At 43.9% G+C, this 19,319-nt stretch carries 17 protein-coding genes; 13 read left to right on the top strand and 4 right to left on the bottom strand.

Annotated elements, in window-relative coordinates:
• Window positions 1-212 precede the first annotated feature (212 nt).
• The 5 genes from OSJ91_RS05045 (at window position 213) to pdxR (ending at window position 7,591) form a co-directional block, all read left to right on the top strand.
• Window positions 213-467 (top strand): hypothetical protein, encoded by a 255-nt coding sequence (locus OSJ91_RS05045; protein WP_434547764.1) that lies wholly within the window; start codon window positions 213-215, stop codon window positions 465-467.
• 25 nt (window positions 468-492) lie between these two features.
• Window positions 493-2,436 (top strand): putative thiazole-containing bacteriocin maturation protein, encoded by a 1,944-nt coding sequence (locus OSJ91_RS05050; RefSeq protein WP_485891135.1) that lies wholly within the window; start codon window positions 493-495, stop codon window positions 2,434-2,436.
• Window positions 2,433-4,376 (top strand): TOMM precursor leader peptide-binding protein, encoded by a 1,944-nt coding sequence (locus tag OSJ91_RS05055; protein WP_485891136.1) that lies wholly within the window; start codon window positions 2,433-2,435, stop codon window positions 4,374-4,376. The genes OSJ91_RS05050 and OSJ91_RS05055 overlap by 4 nt, the downstream gene beginning before the upstream one ends.
• Window positions 4,377-4,399: 23 nt before the next feature.
• A complete protein-coding gene (locus OSJ91_RS05060) occupies window positions 4,400-5,968 on the top strand; it encodes a SagB family peptide dehydrogenase (protein ID WP_485891137.1) in 1,569 nt (522 codons plus the stop codon).
• Between the two features lie 192 nt (window positions 5,969-6,160).
• A complete protein-coding gene (gene pdxR, locus OSJ91_RS05065; RefSeq protein WP_485891138.1) occupies window positions 6,161-7,591 on the top strand; it encodes a MocR-like pyridoxine biosynthesis transcription factor PdxR in 1,431 nt (476 codons plus the stop codon).
• 989 nt (window positions 7,592-8,580) lie between these two features.
• On the opposite strand, the gene OSJ91_RS05070 is transcribed toward pdxR, so the two are convergent.
• Entirely contained in the window at window positions 8,581-8,712 is a 132-nt protein-coding gene (locus OSJ91_RS05070) for a hypothetical protein (protein WP_485891139.1), read from the bottom strand.
• A 679-nt stretch (window positions 8,713-9,391) separates the two neighbouring features.
• On the opposite strand from OSJ91_RS05070, the gene OSJ91_RS05075 reads away from it, so the two are divergent.
• Together OSJ91_RS05075 and OSJ91_RS05080 are read left to right on the top strand one after the other, a co-directional pair.
• On the top strand, window positions 9,392-9,586 hold the full coding sequence (locus OSJ91_RS05075) for a hypothetical protein (RefSeq protein WP_350301479.1): 195 nt from the start codon (window positions 9,392-9,394) through the stop codon (window positions 9,584-9,586).
• Window positions 9,587-9,824: 238 nt separating this feature from the next.
• Window positions 9,825-10,274, top strand: coding sequence for a YfmQ family protein (locus tag OSJ91_RS05080; protein WP_350301480.1), 450 nt, complete (start codon window positions 9,825-9,827; stop codon window positions 10,272-10,274).
• 157 nt (window positions 10,275-10,431) lie between these two features.
• Here OSJ91_RS05080 and OSJ91_RS05085 read toward each other — a convergent pair whose 3' ends face one another.
• The 3 genes from OSJ91_RS05085 to OSJ91_RS05095 form a co-directional block, all read right to left on the bottom strand.
• Window positions 10,432-11,274, bottom strand: coding sequence for a MurR/RpiR family transcriptional regulator (locus OSJ91_RS05085; RefSeq protein WP_485891140.1), 843 nt, complete (start codon window positions 11,272-11,274; stop codon window positions 10,432-10,434).
• 153 nt (window positions 11,275-11,427) lie between these two features.
• Window positions 11,428-12,120, bottom strand: coding sequence for an N-acetylmannosamine-6-phosphate 2-epimerase (locus OSJ91_RS05090; protein WP_350301482.1), 693 nt, complete (start codon window positions 12,118-12,120; stop codon window positions 11,428-11,430).
• Between the two features lie 31 nt (window positions 12,121-12,151).
• Window positions 12,152-13,687: a maltose/glucose-specific PTS transporter subunit IIC gene (locus tag OSJ91_RS05095; RefSeq protein ID WP_350301483.1), complete on the bottom strand. Its 1,536-nt coding sequence runs from the start codon at window positions 13,685-13,687 to the stop codon at window positions 12,152-12,154.
• A gap of 360 nt (window positions 13,688-14,047) precedes the next feature.
• On the opposite strand from OSJ91_RS05095, the gene OSJ91_RS05100 reads away from it, so the two are divergent.
• From OSJ91_RS05100 to OSJ91_RS05125, 6 genes are all read left to right on the top strand, one after another.
• Window positions 14,048-14,398: a DUF2294 domain-containing protein gene (locus OSJ91_RS05100; protein WP_095679093.1), complete on the top strand. Its 351-nt coding sequence runs from the start codon at window positions 14,048-14,050 to the stop codon at window positions 14,396-14,398.
• Between the two features lie 192 nt (window positions 14,399-14,590).
• Window positions 14,591-15,628, top strand: a complete 1,038-nt coding sequence (locus OSJ91_RS05105) for an ABC transporter substrate-binding protein (RefSeq protein ID WP_485891853.1) — start codon at window positions 14,591-14,593, stop codon at window positions 15,626-15,628.
• 21 nt (window positions 15,629-15,649) lie between these two features.
• Complete coding sequence (locus OSJ91_RS05110) at window positions 15,650-16,579, top strand: nucleoside hydrolase (protein ID WP_485891142.1); 930 nt, start codon at window positions 15,650-15,652, stop codon at window positions 16,577-16,579.
• Between the two features lie 24 nt (window positions 16,580-16,603).
• Window positions 16,604-17,428 (top strand): ABC transporter permease, encoded by an 825-nt coding sequence (locus OSJ91_RS05115; protein ID WP_101224383.1) that lies wholly within the window; start codon window positions 16,604-16,606, stop codon window positions 17,426-17,428.
• A gap of 6 nt (window positions 17,429-17,434) precedes the next feature.
• Window positions 17,435-18,223 carry an ABC transporter permease gene (locus OSJ91_RS05120; RefSeq protein ID WP_063235123.1) on the top strand — a complete coding sequence of 263 codons (789 nt, stop codon included), beginning with the start codon at window positions 17,435-17,437 and terminating at the stop codon, window positions 18,221-18,223.
• A gap of 15 nt (window positions 18,224-18,238) precedes the next feature.
• The gene (locus OSJ91_RS05125; protein WP_350301486.1) at window positions 18,239-19,303 is read left to right on the top strand and encodes an ABC transporter ATP-binding protein; all 1,065 of its coding nucleotides are present in this window, start codon (window positions 18,239-18,241) and stop codon (window positions 19,301-19,303) included.
• Window positions 19,304-19,319: the final 16 nt, after the last annotated feature.

Genomic DNA, 19,319 nt, shown 5'->3' on the forward strand with positions numbered 1-19,319 from the left:
AATTCCCTGACCATTTCGTTCAGGTTTCCTGTTCTAAGCACTATCTTATAAATAAAAAACGGAGGTATATAAAATGTATGAATTTCAAAATCAATTGCAAAATCTGAATGTCGATGATTTCCAGGTGACTCAGCCAGTTCCTTGGGAGCAAAACCAGTACAATTTGGATGATTCGTCTCGACAATTCATTGGTGTGGGCGGCTTTGGTTGTTTTGGCTGTTTCTTGTGCTTTGGCTGCTTTGGTTGCGGCGGTCGCTGTGGTGGATGCGGACGCTGTGGTGGATGCGGACGCTGCGGCGGTTGCGGCGGTCGTTGCGGACGTTGCGGACGTTGCGGGGGTTAAGTATCCAGGTTTTCTAAAGGAAGTCCCTGCATGTGCAGGGACTTTTCTTTATAGCATGAGACATAAGGGACAAATTGTCGTACATAGGATTAAAGTGAAGTGCTGTGCTAATAGCAGTACTTAGAATGCATCGGGTTAGGAGGAGCGGAATGGTGAATTTGACCCCTTCTATGCGTTTGAAAGTGAAAAGGGATACGTTTTTTCTTCCGGAACCGAACAGAGGTGTGTATTTCAGGAATAACATAAGTTCGTTCCGTATGGAGGGCAGCTCGATCGTACAGTGGATTGAAAAGCTATTACCGATGTTCAACGGGAACCATACATTAAGCGAGTTGACGGATGGATTGCCTGGCCCATACCGGAACCGGGTAATGGAAATTGCCGAGGTTCTGTACGGGAATGGGTTTGTTCGGGATGTAAGTCAGGACAGTCCCCATCAATTAAGGAATCAAGTACTTGAAAGGTATGCTTCGCAAATCGAGTTCCTGGAAAGTTGCGGCGATTCCGGGGCTCACCGTTTTGAAATTTATCGAAAGAAAAAGGCGTTGGCTATAGGTTCTGGCCCATTGTTCCTTTCATTGGTGTCCTCACTGATTGAATCGGGATTGCCTGCATTCCATATCTTAATTACGGACACGGTACAGACCAATAGAAAAAGATTGAATGAAATCGTGGCACATGCGCGTAAGACGGACGACGAGGTTGCGATAGAGGAGGTCGTGCTTGAAAAGGGAACAGAGATTGAATGGCAGGAGATCGTGCGGCCCTTTGACTCGATATTATATGTGTCACAGGAGGGTGATATAGAGGAATTAAGAGAACTTCATTCGGTTTGCAGGCAAGGGGAAAAGAGCCTGTTTCCTGCAATGATCATCAATCAAGTAGGCATGGCTGGTCCGCTTGTCCATCCAGATTCCAAGGGATGCTGGGAGTCAGCGTGGCATCGTTTGCATCAAGCTGAGCTGGAAAAGAATCAGGCATCTTCCTCCTTTTCCGCCACAGCCGGAGCGATGTTAGCCAATATTATGGTATTCGAATGGTTTAAAGACACTACAGGCGTTACGACAGCAGAACAAGCCAATCAATTTTATCTGTTGGATATGGATACATTGGAGGGAAAGTGGCATCCGTTCATTCCCCACCCTGTGGTGACGGGAAAAGGGACTGCAACATGGGTTGAAGATTTTAATCTGCGGCTCGAACAGAAATCGGACCCGGTTGAGCCGGGGAAGGTATTTATGTATTTCAGCCGGTTGACATCGTCGGAATCCGGGATCTTTCATCGTTGGGATGAGGGGGATTTAAAACAGCTGCCGTTGGCTCAATGCCGCGTTCAAGTCGTTGATCCGCTATCGTCCGGTCCGGCCGAACTCCTGCCTGAAATTATCCGTTCAGATCTGACTCATGAGGAAGCGAGAAGGGAATGCGGTCTTGCAGGAGTTGAAGCATATGCATCCCGAACACTCAGCCAGCTCGTTGCGACTCTTCCTCCGCTTCAGGGTGCAGACGAAATAAAGGAATCGATCGGTGTCGGAGCAGGGGAAACATTTGCTGAATGTGTTTGCCGTGGACTGCAAAGCAGTTTGGATACAGAGTTTTTAAATAAGCGGTTCAACCAGGAGAAACTTGTGACAGTGCAATTGGCTCAAGTGGAAGATGAGCGCTGCAGGTATTATCTACAAGCGCTGACCCGGCTGCAAGGAGATCCGATCATCGCCTTGGGTGAGGAAATGTCAGGTTTCCCGGTAGTTTGGGCAGGAACGAGCGATGGCTGGTCCGGCGCTGTCGGTTTGAATGTAACGATTGCATTACGGAACGCATTGCAAAAGGCCGTCATGAAAGTCCAAAACCAGACCGTTTGCTTAACAGCTCCAGGTTTAGTGGCATCGCCGGTTCTTGAGGAAGAAAAGGTGGATCTTGTGATTCCTTCATGCGGGGTGAAAGGGGATCCCGAACTGGTACAGTCCGCCATTCAAGTCTTGAAGAAGAACAGTAAGCGAATCCACGTTTTCGAAATGGATCTTGAACCTTTCATGAAGGAAGAAATTGCAGGTGTGTTCGGGGTGTTTTTGCGAGAGGAGGAATCAGGGTGAAAACTGACGTATTGGTTGTCGGGGAAGGAGTGTTGGCCGACCATGTTCATGGGGACCTGTCCGGCCAATATCAGGTGAATCGCCAAACCGATTTCGAGGCAGGAATCCCGCAAACGACGGCCATGGTCCTTCTGCTGCAAGATGCTTGGAATCCCGCTGTCCATGTAAAGGCCGAAGAGGTGATAGGGCAAGCGGGCATTCCATGGCTGAGGGGATTCGTATCATTTGGAGAGGGAATGATAGGTCCGCTGGTGCGCCCGGGTGTTCCTGGCTGTTCACAGTGCGCGGACCAAAGGTATCTCATGGCCGGCCGTGATCGAAAAGAAATGTGGGGAATCCGCCAACAGCTGCAGGAAAATGGGGGGATAGAGCGTGATGCGTCGGCATCCCGAACAGGCCTTTTACAGATGGCCCACTTGATTTGTGCAGAGGTAAGGAAGGTGATGAAAGGAGAACGCGCCCGGTCGGAAGGGCATGTATCATTAATCAGCCTGAAGACGCTGAATGGTTCGTGGCACTCTTTTTTACCAGATCCATTGTGTCAGGTTTGCTCAACATTACCTGATGACTCGAAGGAGCGTGCAAGGATTTCGTTGCAGCCAAGTCCAAAAATCAGTCCCGAAAGTTACCGTACCCGTTCGATGGTGGAGCTGAAAGAAGTTCTGGCCAAGGATTACTTGGACCACCGCACAGGATTCTTGAATAATAAAATGATAGACCTTGTACCGCCATTTGCCGATGTAAGTGTTAATTTGCCTTTGTTCATAGGAGATGAGGGGTCGGCAGGCCGGACTCTCTCATATGAAGTCAGTGAGATGACTGCCATATTGGAGGGATTGGAAAGGTATTGCGGAATGGAGCCCCGCGGCAAACGGACAGTCATTCATGACAGCTACAACAACCTGAAAGATTTTGCGCTCGATCCCATCAGGATAGGGGTACACTCGAAGGAAAATTATGCACAGCGGGATTTCCCGTTTCAACCGTTTAATCCTGACCGCTCGATAGATTGGGTATGGGGCCACTCATTTTTGCAAGAGCGGCCGATCTTGGTCCCGGAATTGCTTTCCTATTACAGCTTGGGCTGCGGTCATGGATTTGTCTATGAAACTTCCAATGGCTGTGCTCTAGGGGGAAGTTTGGAGGAGGCCATTTTCTACGGCATCATGGAAGTGGTCGAACGTGATTCGTTCCTGCTGACCTGGTATGCGCAGCTGCCCCTCACACGTCTTGATCCTTATTCTGCAAATGACAAAGAACTGGAGCTGATGATTGACAGGGCGAGGGCGGCAGCGGGATATGATATCCATTTGTTTAATGCGACTATGGAACATGGTATACCGAGCGTATGGGCGCTGGCAAAAAACAGGAAACAAAAAGGGTTGAATATCATATGTGCGGCAGGGGCCCATCTGGACCCGATCCGGGCGGTGAAAAGCGCGGTCTTCGAGCTGGCTGGCATGATGCTGACACTTGACGATAAATTGGAAGAGAACCAGGATGAGGTTGAGAAAATGCTGCATGATTCCTCACTGGTACGGAAAATGGATGATCATGGCATGCTGTACGGTTTACCGCAAGCCGAAGAGCGATTGCAGTTTCTGCTGGATGATGACCGCCCGATGCGAACATTCGCTGAAGAATACGGGGAAAAGGTGAACCATCCGGACTTGACGGAAGATTTGCAGGAAATCCTTCAGGAGTTTCGCCGCTTGCAACTCGAGGTGATTGTGGTGGATCAGACGACACCGGAAATTGCACGAAATGGATTACATTGCGTGAAAGTGCTGATCCCGGGGATGCTGCCGATGACATTTGGCCATCATCTTACCCGCATAACGGGGCTTGAGAGAATACTGAAGGTTCCGATGGAACTTGGATATGCAAAACGGCCGCTTGATTTCGAGCAGCTCAATCCGCATCCGCATCCTTTTCCATAAGCGGTGACTTAGGAGGTTGGAGGATGAGTCTAGAGGCATTTTTGCACAATTTGCATTTTGATATCGAAAAGGCAAGTCCGCCGGATTGGGAAGTGGATTGGGAAGATGCACCGCTAACGTATAAGCTTTACCGTGACTTGCCTGTTTTTCCACTCTCACTGGAGGTGCCGCTGACGCTCGAGGGGGGGAGCGGGCCTTCACGGCAGGACCTCGAAGGAATCGGTCATTTCCTCTGGTACGTATATGGCCTGACCCAAGTCAGCCAGGTTCCGAGATCCTCGGAATCTGAGGACCTCATGCAGTCATTCCGGCGTTTTCCGCCATCAGGGGGAGCTTTGTATCCAAGTGAATTGTACGTATACTTGAAGATGGAGGGATTACCTGCTGGCGTATACCATTATGATGCAGCACACCACCGGTTGGTTTTGGTGCGGGAAGGGAATTTTGATTCCTATTTAACAAAGGCTCTTGGTGAATCCTTTGATATGTCAGCATCCTTTGGCACGGTTTTCGTATCGACGATGTTTTGGAAAAACTTCTACAAATATAATAACTTTTCATACCGTCTGCAAGGTCTGGATGCGGGCGTGCTTCTTGGACAGTTGCTCGAAGTGGCGAAACGGTTTGGAATCGCCGCCGGGGTGTGCTTCCAATTTCTTGATCGGGCCATCAATCATCTGCTCGGGCTTTCGGAAGAGGAAGAGAGCACGTATGCGGTGATGCCCTTATCGACAGAACCTTCTTTTAGATTTAGAGAAGAAAGGAGTATGGACAGAAATGTCACCTCGACGGAATTATTGCTGGAATTGACGGAAATTCAGCCTGAACACTATGTTCGTTCGCAGAGGATCAGGGAATTTCCGATGCTAACTAAACTGAATGAAGCATCCATGATCGAATCCACCCAATCATTCCGGCGGATCCATCCAAAGAATGAGGCGGACTCTGAAGGGAAAATTGTAGCCCTTCCTATCGTGAAGCGGTTGTCCTATGACTTGGCATCAGTTTGCCGGAAGCGATTTTCACCTGAAATGGACTTCGTACTCGGGAAAGTCAGTCAATCGCAACTGGCCGCTCTCCTGCAGGAGGCAACCGCTTCATTCTCCTATCGAAATGACTTGGATGGAACAAACGAGAACAACGAAAATCGCGTTTCCCTCTATGCTTGCTTATATAATGTGGAAGACATACAAGATGGTGCATACCATTATGACAGCACGACACATTCATTACGACAGATACAACCAGGAGATCATCGGCTCCTATTGCAATACGGAATGTCCCTCGATATCATGAATTTTCAGCAAGTGCCGATCTGCATACATGTAGTTGGTGAGCGGGACCATTCCAAAACGCAACTTGGATATAGAGGATACCGCATCCAGCAAATGGAGGCGGGGATGCTCGTTCAGAAATTACTGCTGGCGTCGTCAGCCCTCGGAATGAACGGGCACCCGCTGCTCGGCTTTGATGTGAATATGTGTGATGAACTTTATAAGATAGACGGTCCGCAAAGGAAAACGAGCCTGATCCAAATCCCGATCGGACACTATCTGAATCGCCCTTGGCTGAAGGGGAGTCTGCATAGTTGAAGAAGATGAAACGAAAGCCTCCATTTCATTTGGATGGAGGCTTTCGTTTTTATTTTGTAGTATGGCAGAGTGCAATAATCTCTGCTGAAGATTATACTGAAATAAGAGGTTTTACTACTTTTGGGAATGAATAAGTATATGAAGTTATTAATGCAGTACGCTTTTAACTAAACATTTTAAAGGATGTAGCTTATGGAATGGAAAACGGACAGAAAATCCAAGAAGCCTTTATATAAACAAATAGCAGCTTACATCGAGAGTGGCATTGCTGATGGAACATTTTTATTGGATAAGCCGTTACCATCTGAACGCTTCTTGGCAAGTGAACTGGGAGTTAACAGAAGCACAGTTGTTGCGGCTTATGATGAATTGGAAGCAAATGGGCTGGTTGAACGAAAAAAAGGAAGCGGAACGATGATCAGCAAGGATATCTGGGGAATTACCCGAAAACGTATCCCTAGTTGGAATAGATATATCGAAGCGGGTTCTTTTTTGCCCAATATGCCAGTAACCCAAAGAATACGTAAAGAGACGGAAGGGCATAACCTTATTAACTTAGCTAGTGGGGAGCTTTCAGAAGACTTATTTCCAGTCCAATCCTTACGTGAAATCATTTCCAATAGGTCCTTCATTGGTAGCTTAGGTTATGATCACCCTCAAGGCAATGCGGTTTTAAGGGAAACGATAGCCAATCATGTTAAACAGTATAGGAGAATTAACACGGATCCATCTTCTATACTCATTACTTCTGGTGCACAGCAAGCCATCCATCTGGTGGTCCAATGCTTGTTAAAGCCAGGAGATGCCGTTGTATTGGAAGATCCATCATATAGTTACAACCTTCCCATCTTTCAATCCGCGGGCCTAAGAATTTTTCCTTTATCAGTTGATAAAGATGGCATCAACCCAGAGGATTTACTGGAACTCCATAAAAAACATCGGATAAGGATGATTTTTTTGAACCCTGTATTTCAAAATCCTACAGGAACTGTCCTTCATATCAACCGTCGTAAAAGGATTCTTGAACTTTCATCCGAATATGGAATACCGGTCATAGAAGACGATCCTTATAGTTTAACTTCCTTTGCCGGTGAAGAAATTTCCACTCTTAAATCGATGGACAACAACGGAAATGTTTTATATATAAGCTCTTTGTCAAAAATTGTTGCTTCCGGTTTAAGAATTGGGTGGATTATAGGACCGAAACCAGTTATTGAGAGACTATCCGATGCTAAGCAGCAGGTTGACTTCGGTCATGGCTCTTTCACTCAATGGATAGCAAACGATTTTTTGGATTCAGAGTATTTTCCTGCCCATCTTGCCTGCTTAAGGGGGCAACTGGAAAAAAGAAGGGATGCAATGGTTTCGAGCCTTCAACAATTCCTGCCAAAAAAAGTTGATTATTATTCGCCAAATGGTGGAATTCATTTGTGGTGTAAACTGAAAGTGCCATTGCACGAATTAAAGCTACTGGAGGAATCCATCAAAAGGGGAGTCATATATGTTCCGGGTTCAACACTAGGTACAGATGAGGGATACGTACGCTTTACTTTTGCAAGGGAAAATGAGGATTCCATTCACGAAGGCATCAAAAGGTTTGCAGAGGCTGTAAAAAGTTTATAATCATATGGATATTCACGAGAGAGAGTCATGAGGATTCCGTGATTCCAGACTGTAGACAAACTTGTTCGGTTTGCCTGCAGTTTTTTTGTACAATTTAGATGTTGATTTCCACTCCAGGCACTCGCTTTCCGCGGGCGGTCCGGGAGCCTCCTCGGCTTACGCCTGCGGGGTCTCCCGTAGACGCGCTTTTCCCGCAGGAGTCTCGCACCTTCCGTTCCAATCAACTTTGTGTTAACATCCCTTTCCGCCGACTGGCTTCCAAGCCGCATCAAAGCAAGCGCCTGTGGTGTCTCGGCTAGCCAGTAATTCAGCAGGAGTGTCGCAAATTTCTTCAATCCAATTAGGGTTACAGTAAAAAAATCATAAAGACCGGAGCTGTTTATCGACCCAAACCACACAATATTTCAAAGTTAAGGCACTATATTCGACCTTGGAGGCACTATATTCGACCTACCCAGCACTATATTCGACCGTTCACGAATTTTATTCGACCTTCACCTCACTTTTCGGACTTCAATCCTCATTTTGTCTAGAGGCTTATACAATTTAGATGTTGATTTCCACTCCAGGCACTCGCTTTCCGCGGGCGGTCCGGGAGCCTCCTCGGCTTACGCCTGCGGGGTCTCCGTAGACGCGCTTTCCCCACAGGAGTGTCGCAAATTTCTTCAATCCAATTAGGGTTACAGTAAAAAAATCATAAAGACCGGAGCTGTTTATCGACCCAAACCACACAATATTTCAAAGTTAAGGCACTATATTCGACCTTGGAGGCACTATATTCGACCTACCCAGCACTATATTCGACCGTTCACGAATTTTATTCGACCTTCACCTCACTTTTCGGACTTCAATCCTCATTTTGTCTAGAGGCTTATACAATTTAGATGTTGATTTCCACTCCAGGCACTCGCTTTCCGCGGGCGGTCCGGGAGCCTCCTCGGCTTACGCCTGCGGGGTCTCCCGTAGACGCGCTTTTCCCGCAGGAGGGCTCACACACCCATTCCAATCAACTTTGTGTTAACATCCCTTTCCGCCGACTGGCTTCCAAGCCGCATCAAAGCAAGCGCCTGTGGTGTCTCGGCTAGCCAGTAATTCGGCAGGAGTGTCGCAAATTTCTTCAATCCAAAAAATCATAAAGACCGGAGCTGTTTATCGACCCAAACCACACAATATTTCGGAGTTAAGGCACTATATTCGACCTAACCACACAATATTCGGCCGTTAAGGCACTATATTCGACCTACCCAGCACTATATTCGACCGTTCACGAATTTTATTCGACCTTCACCTCACTTTTCGGACTTCAATCCTCATTTTGTATAGAGGCTTATACAATTTAGATGTTGGTTTCCACTCCAGGCACTCGCTTTTCGCGGGCGGTCCGGGAGCCTCCTCGGCTTACGCCTGCGGGGTCTCCGTAGACGCGCTTTTCCCGCAGGAGGGCTCACACACCCATTCCAATCACTATTTATAGGCTTTAGATAGTGACGAAATCATGATCTTTTTCTGTCTTTTTTGTGGAAGCAAGTTAGGTCTGAGTTCCTGCAATACGTGGTATCTTAGCCATTTCTTCAGTGGCGCTTTGCACTTTTTTATGTATATTAACGAAAGAATTCAACAAGTGGATGGTGGAAATTTCACTTAATTGGATGGTCCTAAAATTGGTTGTTCTTTTATTATAGAGAAGTAGGCTTTTTCTAATATATTTACTCATTAAACGTGAAGCGCGATCTACAATGGGAATCGGAATGATTTGAAATGGTTCAAGGAAATAGATAATAATATTGGGAGGCGTTGTATTTGACGATAAGTGTAATATTAGTAGTAGCCATTAGTTTAGTTGCTCTGGTTGGCACCCTTTCATTAACGGGGAAGAGTGATAGTGATTATTCTGCAGCAACGAGAGGGAATTTGTTGAACCTTAGTTATATTTATATTGGTCTTGCCCTTGTATTAACTGTGGGCATCATCTACTTCGTAATAAAATCAGCCTAAGATACCGTGAATGATTATTATAATAGACTATCAAAATGCATAGAAATATTGGCTTAATCGTGATTCATAAGACATACTCTATTTGTGAAAAAATGTGAATTTGTTCACAAATGTGACGAAAATTTGAACGAAAAAAATCTGATAGATGGCTTTAAAAAAATGAAACGTTAATAGAACGGTCACATCAAAGAAAAACTGACCGCCTCTTAAAATAATAATGTAGCGGAGATGATCAAATATGACATGGCCTGTATTGATTTTGACAATTATCTTAAGTTTGCTCAAATTATTAGTTACCTGTCTTCCAACCGATGCAGTGAATTGGATTATGAGTAAATTTAAAATACATTCAGAAGTTAGTGACGCGAATTCAATCATAACCTTTGATGGAAAACGTTTGGAAGGTGAAGATAAAATTCAAGTGCTTAATTATTTTAACGAAGCTAGGTTTTTGAAAAAAAATCATATATTCCCCGGGAACGAGCAATTGTTTTTACATCCAGAGAACAGCGGGACTCCAATAATAATTGATGTAAAAAGAGGAAAAAACGATGTTAGATTATTTGTGTACATTTACAACGACCACGTGGACGTAGTCAAACAGTACAAGAATAAAGTAGTTGCGTATAGTCTTCTTTCCGAGAGCCTTCAAGAACGTTCCATGCCAGTAATAAGGAATTTAATTTAAAAGGAACAAAAGTGAACTGCACCCCAATTGCCAGTAACAGCTAACCAATTGGAGATGCAGTTTTTTTATGATGAATAACAAAGGACTTTCGCTCAGATTCAGCTAAACAAGCAAACTGATAACTTCAATGTACTTTTATTAACGGATCGGCCAAAAGTCAGTCGTTCTCGGTTAATACCTTTAAAGTTTTTTCCCTGATGCTAATCCTGTTTTTATAATCTTTAGCTACCAACTCTGTATATATTAAATCAAAAAGTAAAAGCAGCGGAAGCAATGGAGAGATGTTTTGTCCCATATGCATGCTGTTTTTACTTGTGACCAATAGTGATAGATCGCCAAGCTGTGAGAGCTCGGAATTCTTATCTCCAGTAAAGACCAAGATGCGTGCGCCTTGCTTCTTTGCGATTTTAACTGCAGAAATTACTTCTTTCGTCGTTCCGGAAATGGAAATGCCGATGACAACACTATTCTCGTTACTTAAAGCTGCATCCATCATGGACTGATGGGGGTCTGTAATGGTTTCGACAGTTAAGCCGATACGAAAAAACTTGGACTTGAACTCCTGGGCCGCTATACCTGAACTCCCTATTCCATATACATGAATTTTATTTGCCTTTGTAAGGAAAGATACAGCTTTTTGGATATTGTCATATGTCGTTATATGAAAGGTATTATCGATGATACCTAAGTGATTTTGATACAGTTTAGCGAAATAATCCACCTGCTTGATGTTCTTCATGTTTTTCGGCGTATTTCGGAGATCCACGAACCTTTTTAACTCATGCCTGAACTCATTAAACCCAGAAAAGGCTAATTTCTGGCAGAAACGCGTAATGGTTGCAGGTGAAATATGAAGCTTTTTAGCTATTTGACTGATGGTTAACTGACTTACTTCTTCAGGGCGCTGCAGAATATAATTGGCCAATTCTTCTTCTGTTTTGGTGAACTTGTCCATGCTGCACTCTATGCCATATATGAGGTTTTCTGCTAGATATTCCATGTGATCACCCATTTCGGATTTCTTATCTGTATTTATAGTTTAATGTATCCATTAGGGACGTCAATAACCGGAGGAACGTTTGCAGCAATTTGAATCGAAAAAAAGACCCAAACTATTGCCAGTCTGGGTCTTTTCATTACTATGTGCCATTTTCTATTCTTGAATAGCATCCACAAATCTTTTAGTGATTTGCTGCGGCCTGGTAATGGCACCGCCCACCACTACTGCATGGACGTTCATATCCAATACAGAGCGGGCGATTTCTGGTGTGATGACATTTCCTTCCGCGATCACTTTCGCTTTGTTCACTGCTTTTACAATTTCTTTGAGCACAGCATAGTCATCCTGATATATTTTCTGGCCGAGAGTTTCGTTCGTATACCCGTATAAAGTGGGCGCCACAATATCGAATCCTAAATCGTCAGCGTATTTGGCTTCCTCAATGGTGGATACATCCGCCATTAGTAGAACATCCGGATATTTTGCTCTTATTTCACTGTAAAACTGCTTTAGCGTTTTACCGTCCGGCCTTACCCGGGATGTAGCATCCGTCGCAATGATTTCGGCTTTGGTTTCCATCAATGCATCAATTTCGGCCATGGTGGGAGTGATATAGACATCGTTTTGTCCATACACCTGTTTAATGATCCCTATGACTGGAAGGTCCACATTTTTCTTGATTTCCATTATGTCAGCTACAGAGTTTGCGCGAATGCACTTCGCACCGCCTTCTTTGGCAGCAATGGCCATGCGTCCCATAATAAAAGGGCTGTGCAGCGGCTCATTCTCCAATGCCTGACATGATACAATTAAGCCTTTGTGAATTTTATCCAGCACTTGTTGCATGTTTAACACGTCCTTATCGTTATCTATGTTCTCAATGACCCAAGTATTCTTCCACTTCATTTTTGATGATCGTCACTTGGGGACCGTAAACTATTTGAATGCCATTTCCTTTTTTTACGACGCCTTTTGAACCGGTTTGTTTAATGACGTCTTCTTTCACCAATGATTCATCCTTTACCGTGACACGAAGACGGGTTGCACAGCAATCGACTATATCGATATTATCCTGTCCGCCTAATCCATTGACGATGGTCTGGGTTCTCTCTGATGCCGTTACTTGTGTAACAGCGGCCTGTTCATCATCTTCACGTCCGACCACTTTCAAATTCTTCTTCCTGATCAAGAATTTAAAAGTGAAGTAGTATAGGAAAAACCACGGAATGCCGACGAGAAGTACATACAACCAGTTTGTTTTACTGATGCCCTGGAGTATCCCGAATAAAGTAAAATCAATAAATCCTCCAGAAAAGGTTTGGCCGATCGTTATATTGAATATATCTGCCATCATGAAGGCAAGTCCGTCAAACAAGGCATGAAAAACATAAAGGATCGGTGCGACAAATAAGAAACTGAATTCAAGCGGTTCGGTGATGCCTGTTAAGAAAGAGGTCAAGGCAGCTGAAAGAAGCAAACCGGCCACGACTTTCTTATTTTTAGGTTTAGCGCAATGATAAATGGCCAATGCCGCGCCAGGCAGACCAAACATCATCGTGATGAACCGTCCCGACATGAACCGGGAAACACCCTCATAATACTTGACGGTAGTTGGGTCGGCCAATTGTGCAAAGAAGATATTCTGGGTCCCGCTGACAAGCTGCCCTTTAATCTCCATCGTTCCGCCTAAAGCTGTCTGCCAGAAGGGAAGGTAGAAAATATGGTGCAGCCCTAACGGCCCGAGCATCCGTAATATGAATCCGTAAAAGAAAGTCCCGATCGTACCTGTGCTCGTTACCAGCGCACCTAATTGGTTTATGAAAAGTTGGAAATAAGGCCATACGATAAAAAGCACGGCTCCAACCAAGATGGACGCGAAGGAAACGATGATCGGAATGAAACGTGAACCCCCGAAAAACCCTAACACTTGCGGAAGCTGAATTTTATTATATTTATTGTGCAAAAGTGCGGCAACGATACCTACTACGATACCGCCAAACACACCGGTCTCCAGAGTCTGGATCCCGACCGCCATTCCTTGTCCGGCACCTGCCAAATTCTCTTTGGCAAGTTCCCCGTTTATTTGAAGCAGTGCATTTATTGAACTGTTCATGACGAAGTAGCCGATCATGGCTGCCAATGCAGCGGTCCCTTTATCCGACCGTGCCAAGCCTACTGCAACACCTACGGCAAAAATAACCGGCAAGTTGCCGAATACGATGCTTCCTGCAGAACTCATGATCGTGAAAATGGCCTGCAGCCAAGCAAAGTCTAAAAATGGATAGGCCTCAACTGTATTTGGATTGGAAAGAGCACCGCCAATTCCCAGCAATAAACCGGCCGCTGGCAAAACGGCAATCGGGAGCATAAAAGATTTACCGAATTGCTGCGCTTTCTCGAAAGCTTTCTTCATAATGATTCCTCCCTCATTTAACGAGCCTTTGATACTCTTTATTTTTTATCGCTCTATACTAGCTATATTAAATCCACATGAGAGCGTTTTCAATGCGATGAAAGGTTATATCAACTGTTTTCAATCTTGTGCTTATTTCTCTGAAAAAGTTTTCATTAATAGAAGGTGCTGGATTGAATAAAAAGTTATATGAATATATTGAAATCTTTATTGCTTATTTTTATAATTCGTGTATTGGTGAGTAAACGTACTATTTAATAAGAAAAAACATTTTTTTTATCCAAAATCCGAATATTATCTTGTGCAATCAAGAAAAAGTATATATAATTACCTCAAACGATAGTTTGGCAGGTGATAGTCATCTTACCGATAAACGCTAACGAAACGAAGAAATTGCTTTCTCATATGTATAATGAGGTATCGAAGGAATTGTTCGGCTTTGGTACGACGCTGCTGAAGGTTACTGTTGAGCAGAATGTGATTACATTTCAGGCCAAACATCGACGTGCCCCGCGCTCTGAAGCTTTAGAAGGGGAAGTTCCCAGCCTGAAGCAGGAGGTTGACTTCCATATGTCCCTGCTTTATAAAAAGAAACTGAAACAAAAGCTGGAAACGCAAACGAATTGGGATATTGAAGCTGTCCTGAGGGATTATGACTCAGCGACGCAGCTGGCATTCACCAATATTGTATTGAAGGAAAAAATTATATAATCATATAAATGGATTTTCCTTCGGATTTATCTGGAGGGAACGCCGCTAGAGAACCAAATGATAAGTTTTATCTTTGTTTACAAAGAAAAGACAATCTTGGGTAGAATTTCAATTCTATTTAAGATTGTCTTTTTTTACATTTATATCAGTAAAAAGGAAATTTTAAACAATATGAACTTGGAGGTTTGGATGATGAAAAAAATATTGATGATGTTATCACTTTTCACATTAGTTTTAGCTGCATGCTCTTCAAAGGACAATGGAAAGGAAAAACCAGCGAAATTAGTCGTTTCCACTTGGGGATTCGCCGATGATTTCTTCCGTCCTGAAGTCTATGAGCCATTTGAAAAGAAGCATAATGTAGAGATTGTCGTTGATTCAGGAAATAATGCAGATCGATTGAACAAAGTACGCCAAGCGAATAGCGATGTGGATGTTATCTATTTATCCGACTACTATGCACAGCAGGGCATCGATGAAGGGTTATTTGAGAAAGTTGACTACAGCAAAATTCCGAATATTGATAATATATACGACAAAGCAAAGGCACCAAATGGCGAGGACTTTGGACCAGCCTATACCATTGCACAATTTGGCATTGCCTATAATCCCGATGAATTGAGTAAACCGATCACCACTTGGAAAGATCTTTGGAGCAAGGATTTGGCAGGGAAGATCACGATCCCATCCATCACTTCAACAACTGGACCGATGTTTTTGGATGCCGCTTCAAAAGTTAGCGGAAGTAAAGTGTTCAATGAAGATAAAGCCTTCGATCAAATGAAAAAGATCATGCCGAATGCGGTTAAGGAATATGGGCAAACATCAGAGTTCGTCAACATGTTCTCGCAAGGGGAAATCGCTGCAGGCCCGATCATGGAAATGTATTTTGGCGATTTACAGGAAGCCGTTCCTAATGCTAAGTTCATTTCCCCAGAAGAAGGCGGCTACGCAGTGATGAATACGGTGAATATTGTTAAAGCCAGCGATCAAAAAGAATTGGCCGGCGAATTCATGAATTACATCTTAAGCAAGGAAGTTCAGGAAAAATCAGCGAAAGCGAAAGTGGATTCTCCTGTCAATACGGAAGTCAAGCTCTCTAAAACGGAAGCGAAAGGCTTAACCTATGGAGATGACGTCATTGACAGCCTGCGTGTATTGGACATGAAGTATGTTAATGAAAACTCTAAACAATGGATCGATCGTTGGAATCGTGAGCTTACACACTAAGAAAGAAATGAGGTGTGCTTGATGAAGAAAAAAATGATTCTTGATGTGGATACTGGAATAGATGATGCGATCGGGATCATGCTTGCTGTTAAAAGCCGTCAATTCGACATATTGGCGGTCACTACAGTGAATGGGAATGTATCACTTGATACGGCCACATTGAATACATGCAAAATATTGGATTTATTGAATGAACAGGACATTTCAGTCATAAAGGGGGCAGATAGCCCAATTATCAGGAGCCCCTTTTTTGAACACCGGATCCATGGCGAAGACGGGATTGGCGGAGCCTTAAAGGATGTGCCGGTCAAAAAGCAGCCTGATGATGGATTTGCTTCTGATTTCATCATCAATTCCATTTTGAATTTTCCTGGTGAAGTGACGCTTGTCATGACGGGACCTCTTACGAATTTGGCATTGGCGGTGAAAAAATGTCCGCAAATCACCAAGCTTGTTAAAGAAGTCATTTTCATGGGCGGAGTTATCAAAGGGGTTGGAAATGTGACGCCAACCTCTGAATATAACACGTATGTCGATCCTGAAGCAGCCAAAATCGTATTACAGGCGGGATTCGCATCCATCACGCAAGTTGGTCTTGATGTCACGAGAAAGGTTCTTTTGGGTGAAGAGCATATCCAATTGATTCAAAACCATGAACTTGCTGACTATATAAGGCAAAGTACATCAGATTATCGGAAAAGGTATTTTGAACGTAACGGTATATGGGCATGTGCGATGCATGATCCATTAGCTGTAGCCATTGCTTTGCAAGAAGATCTTGTCACCAGAGAAGAATATTATGTGGATGTTGAAACAAAAAGTGAGCTTTGTGACGGACAGATGGTTTGCGACTTTCAAAATAGGCTGATGAAGCAGCCTAATGCGCATGTTTGTCTGGACGTCGATGCGGAAGCGTTTTTCGACCTGTTCATTCGCATAATCAATTCATAAATAATACGAACAGGGGGTTCCGAGGTGAAGAAACGCTATCTATACCTGTTGCTGTTACCAGGCGTTCTATTTTTAACGATTTTCATGATCATTCCGATCCTAATGACGATTGGCACAACCTTTTTTAATGAAAGCGGCGGTTTTTCCATACAAGGATATCTCGATTTTTTCCAAGACCGATACTTTATTGAAATTCTGCTGACGACACTTAGGGTGAGTCTGTTCACGACAATCATTTGCATTCTATTAGGATTTCCAGCAGCTTATTATATTTCAAAACTGAAACAACGAAAAAAAGCCATCATGCTTTTGCTGACGATCTTCCCGCTATTAACAAGTCCTGTTGTTCGTTCATTCAGCTGGATGGTGATCATCGGTAAAAACGGTGTGGTGAATAAATTGCTTATGGGCATGGGCTTGATTGAAAAGCCGCTTGATATATTGTACACGCCTACTGCCATCATCATCGGATTGGTCCATTTATTTCTGCCATTGATCATCGTGACGCTGGTGGGTGTGATGGAGAACATCGAGACTGACTTATTAAAAGCGGCGGAAAGCCTTGGCGCATCAAGATTGGCCGTATTCTCAAAAGTGATCATTCCGCTTTCGGTTCCAGGTTTGGTCATTGGCAGCATCCTTGTTTTTGTAGGAAGCTTCACGGCCTATACAACGCCTGCTTTATTAGGTGGGAAACAGCGGGTCATTTCGACATTTCTTTATCAAAACGCGATTACATTGAACGAATGGCAAGTGGCATCGATTGTCGCTACGATAATGATTGCCGTGACAGTTCTTATCATATCGATCATGAATGGTTTGGCAAAAAAATTAAATCCAAAGGGGTAGAGGTGTATGCAGGAAAAAAATCGAGGATTGGCCCTGTTTACTCTCCTGGTGTTCCTTTTTTTACTAGGGCCTTTGCTTATCATATCCGTTACGTCATTTGAAGGCGGAAATATTTTGAAGTTCCCGCCAGAAGAGTTTTCTTTAAGATGGTACGAAAATATTTTTAACGTGGAAATGTTTTTGGTCGCTTTTAAAACGTCCATCCTTGTTTCACTGGGAGGCAACCTATTGGCACTGTTACTGGGAGTGCCGGCTGCCTATGCATTAAGCCGGTTTGATTTCAAAGGGAAAAGCGTGATAAATGCCTTTTTCGTTTCTCCTATATTAATACCGGGAATTGTGCTTGGTTTTGCGTTTTTACGTTATATTGTGGGGACTTATCAGCTACCGATATATGCGGCCCTATTTGTGGGACATACTGTTATCATGCTGCCGTTCATCATCCGTGTGATTTCTTCAAGCTTATCAAACTTTGACTTTTCCATTGAAGAAGCGGCGGAGAGTCTCGGAGCCAGTAAATTGGGCACATTCTTTACAGTCGTCCTCCCGAACATAAAATCAGGAATTCTGGCGGCAGTCATGATCGCCTTCTTGGAATCCTTCAATAATGTCGACATTTCCGTTTATATGACAGGCCCTGGGGTAAGTACGTTTCCGATTCAGATGCTGACGTATGTGGAGAACTACTTCGATCCTACCATTTCGGCCATTTCCGTATTGCTCATGTTCATAACCGCTTTCTTCATGTTTATAGTAGAACGGCTCATGGGATTGTCTTATTTCACAAAACGATAAAGGAGGTAATGATGGATGGCTTTATTCACTTTACAAGATATATCTGTAGCATATAACAAACAGAATATATTAAAAGATTTCAATCTTGAGATTGAAAAAGGGAAACTGGTATCTCTTCTTGGCCCGAGCGGCTGTGGGAAAACGACGACCCTGCGTTTAATTGCCGGGTTTTTACAGGCGAACGAAGGGAAGTTTTTATTCAAGGAAAAGGACTATACGAAAGTGCCTGTCAACAAGCGGAATTTTGGCTTTGTGTTCCAAAACTATGCATTATTTCCGCATTTGTCGATATTCGATAATATTGCATTCGGTCTCCGTCTGAGAAAGAATTCAAAAAGTGAAATCGAAAAAAAAGTAATGAATGTGCTCGAAATCGTTAATTTGAAAGGTTTTGAAAAGCGATATCCCCAAGAGCTTTCCGGAGGGCAAAAGCAGCGGGTCGCGATTGCCAGGGCGCTGGTGATTGAGCCGGACATCCTCTTATTTGACGAGCCATTGAGTAATCTTGATGCCAACTTAAGGGTGAATATGAGAGTCGAGATTCGCCGTATCCAACAAGAGCTGGGGATTACGACGGTATATGTTTCGCATGACCAGGAAGAATGCTTTTCGATATCCGACCAGGTGGCGATCATGAATAAAGGGATCATCGAACAGCTTAGTGATCCTGCGACCATTTACAAATATCCTGAAACCAAGTTTGTCGCTGACTTCATCGGCTTCAAGAACTTCATTGACTTCGATAAGCGGACGGATCATGACGGTAAAATCGAACTGAACAAATCTGGATACTCATTTGTGCTGCACAAGGATCCGCAGATGACCAATTCAACGGGAAAAATAGGCGCCATCAGGCCGGATGATCTGTTGATCAGGGAAAAAGATAACACGGGAACTGTTCAGGAAAATAGTTTATCTGGCCGAGTCAAGGTAAGTACCTATCTTGGAAGAAGCTATCAATATGTCGTTGAAACGCCAATAGGGGATTTCACTGTGAACAAGGAAATGGCGGAATCCTATCGGACGGGTCAGGAAATCATCCTTGAAATTCCGAGAAACCAGATGGTGCTTGTTGACTAGCTTAGGAGGGTAAGTT

It is taken from the genome of Bacillus sp. T-10(2022) (assembly GCF_056502895.1).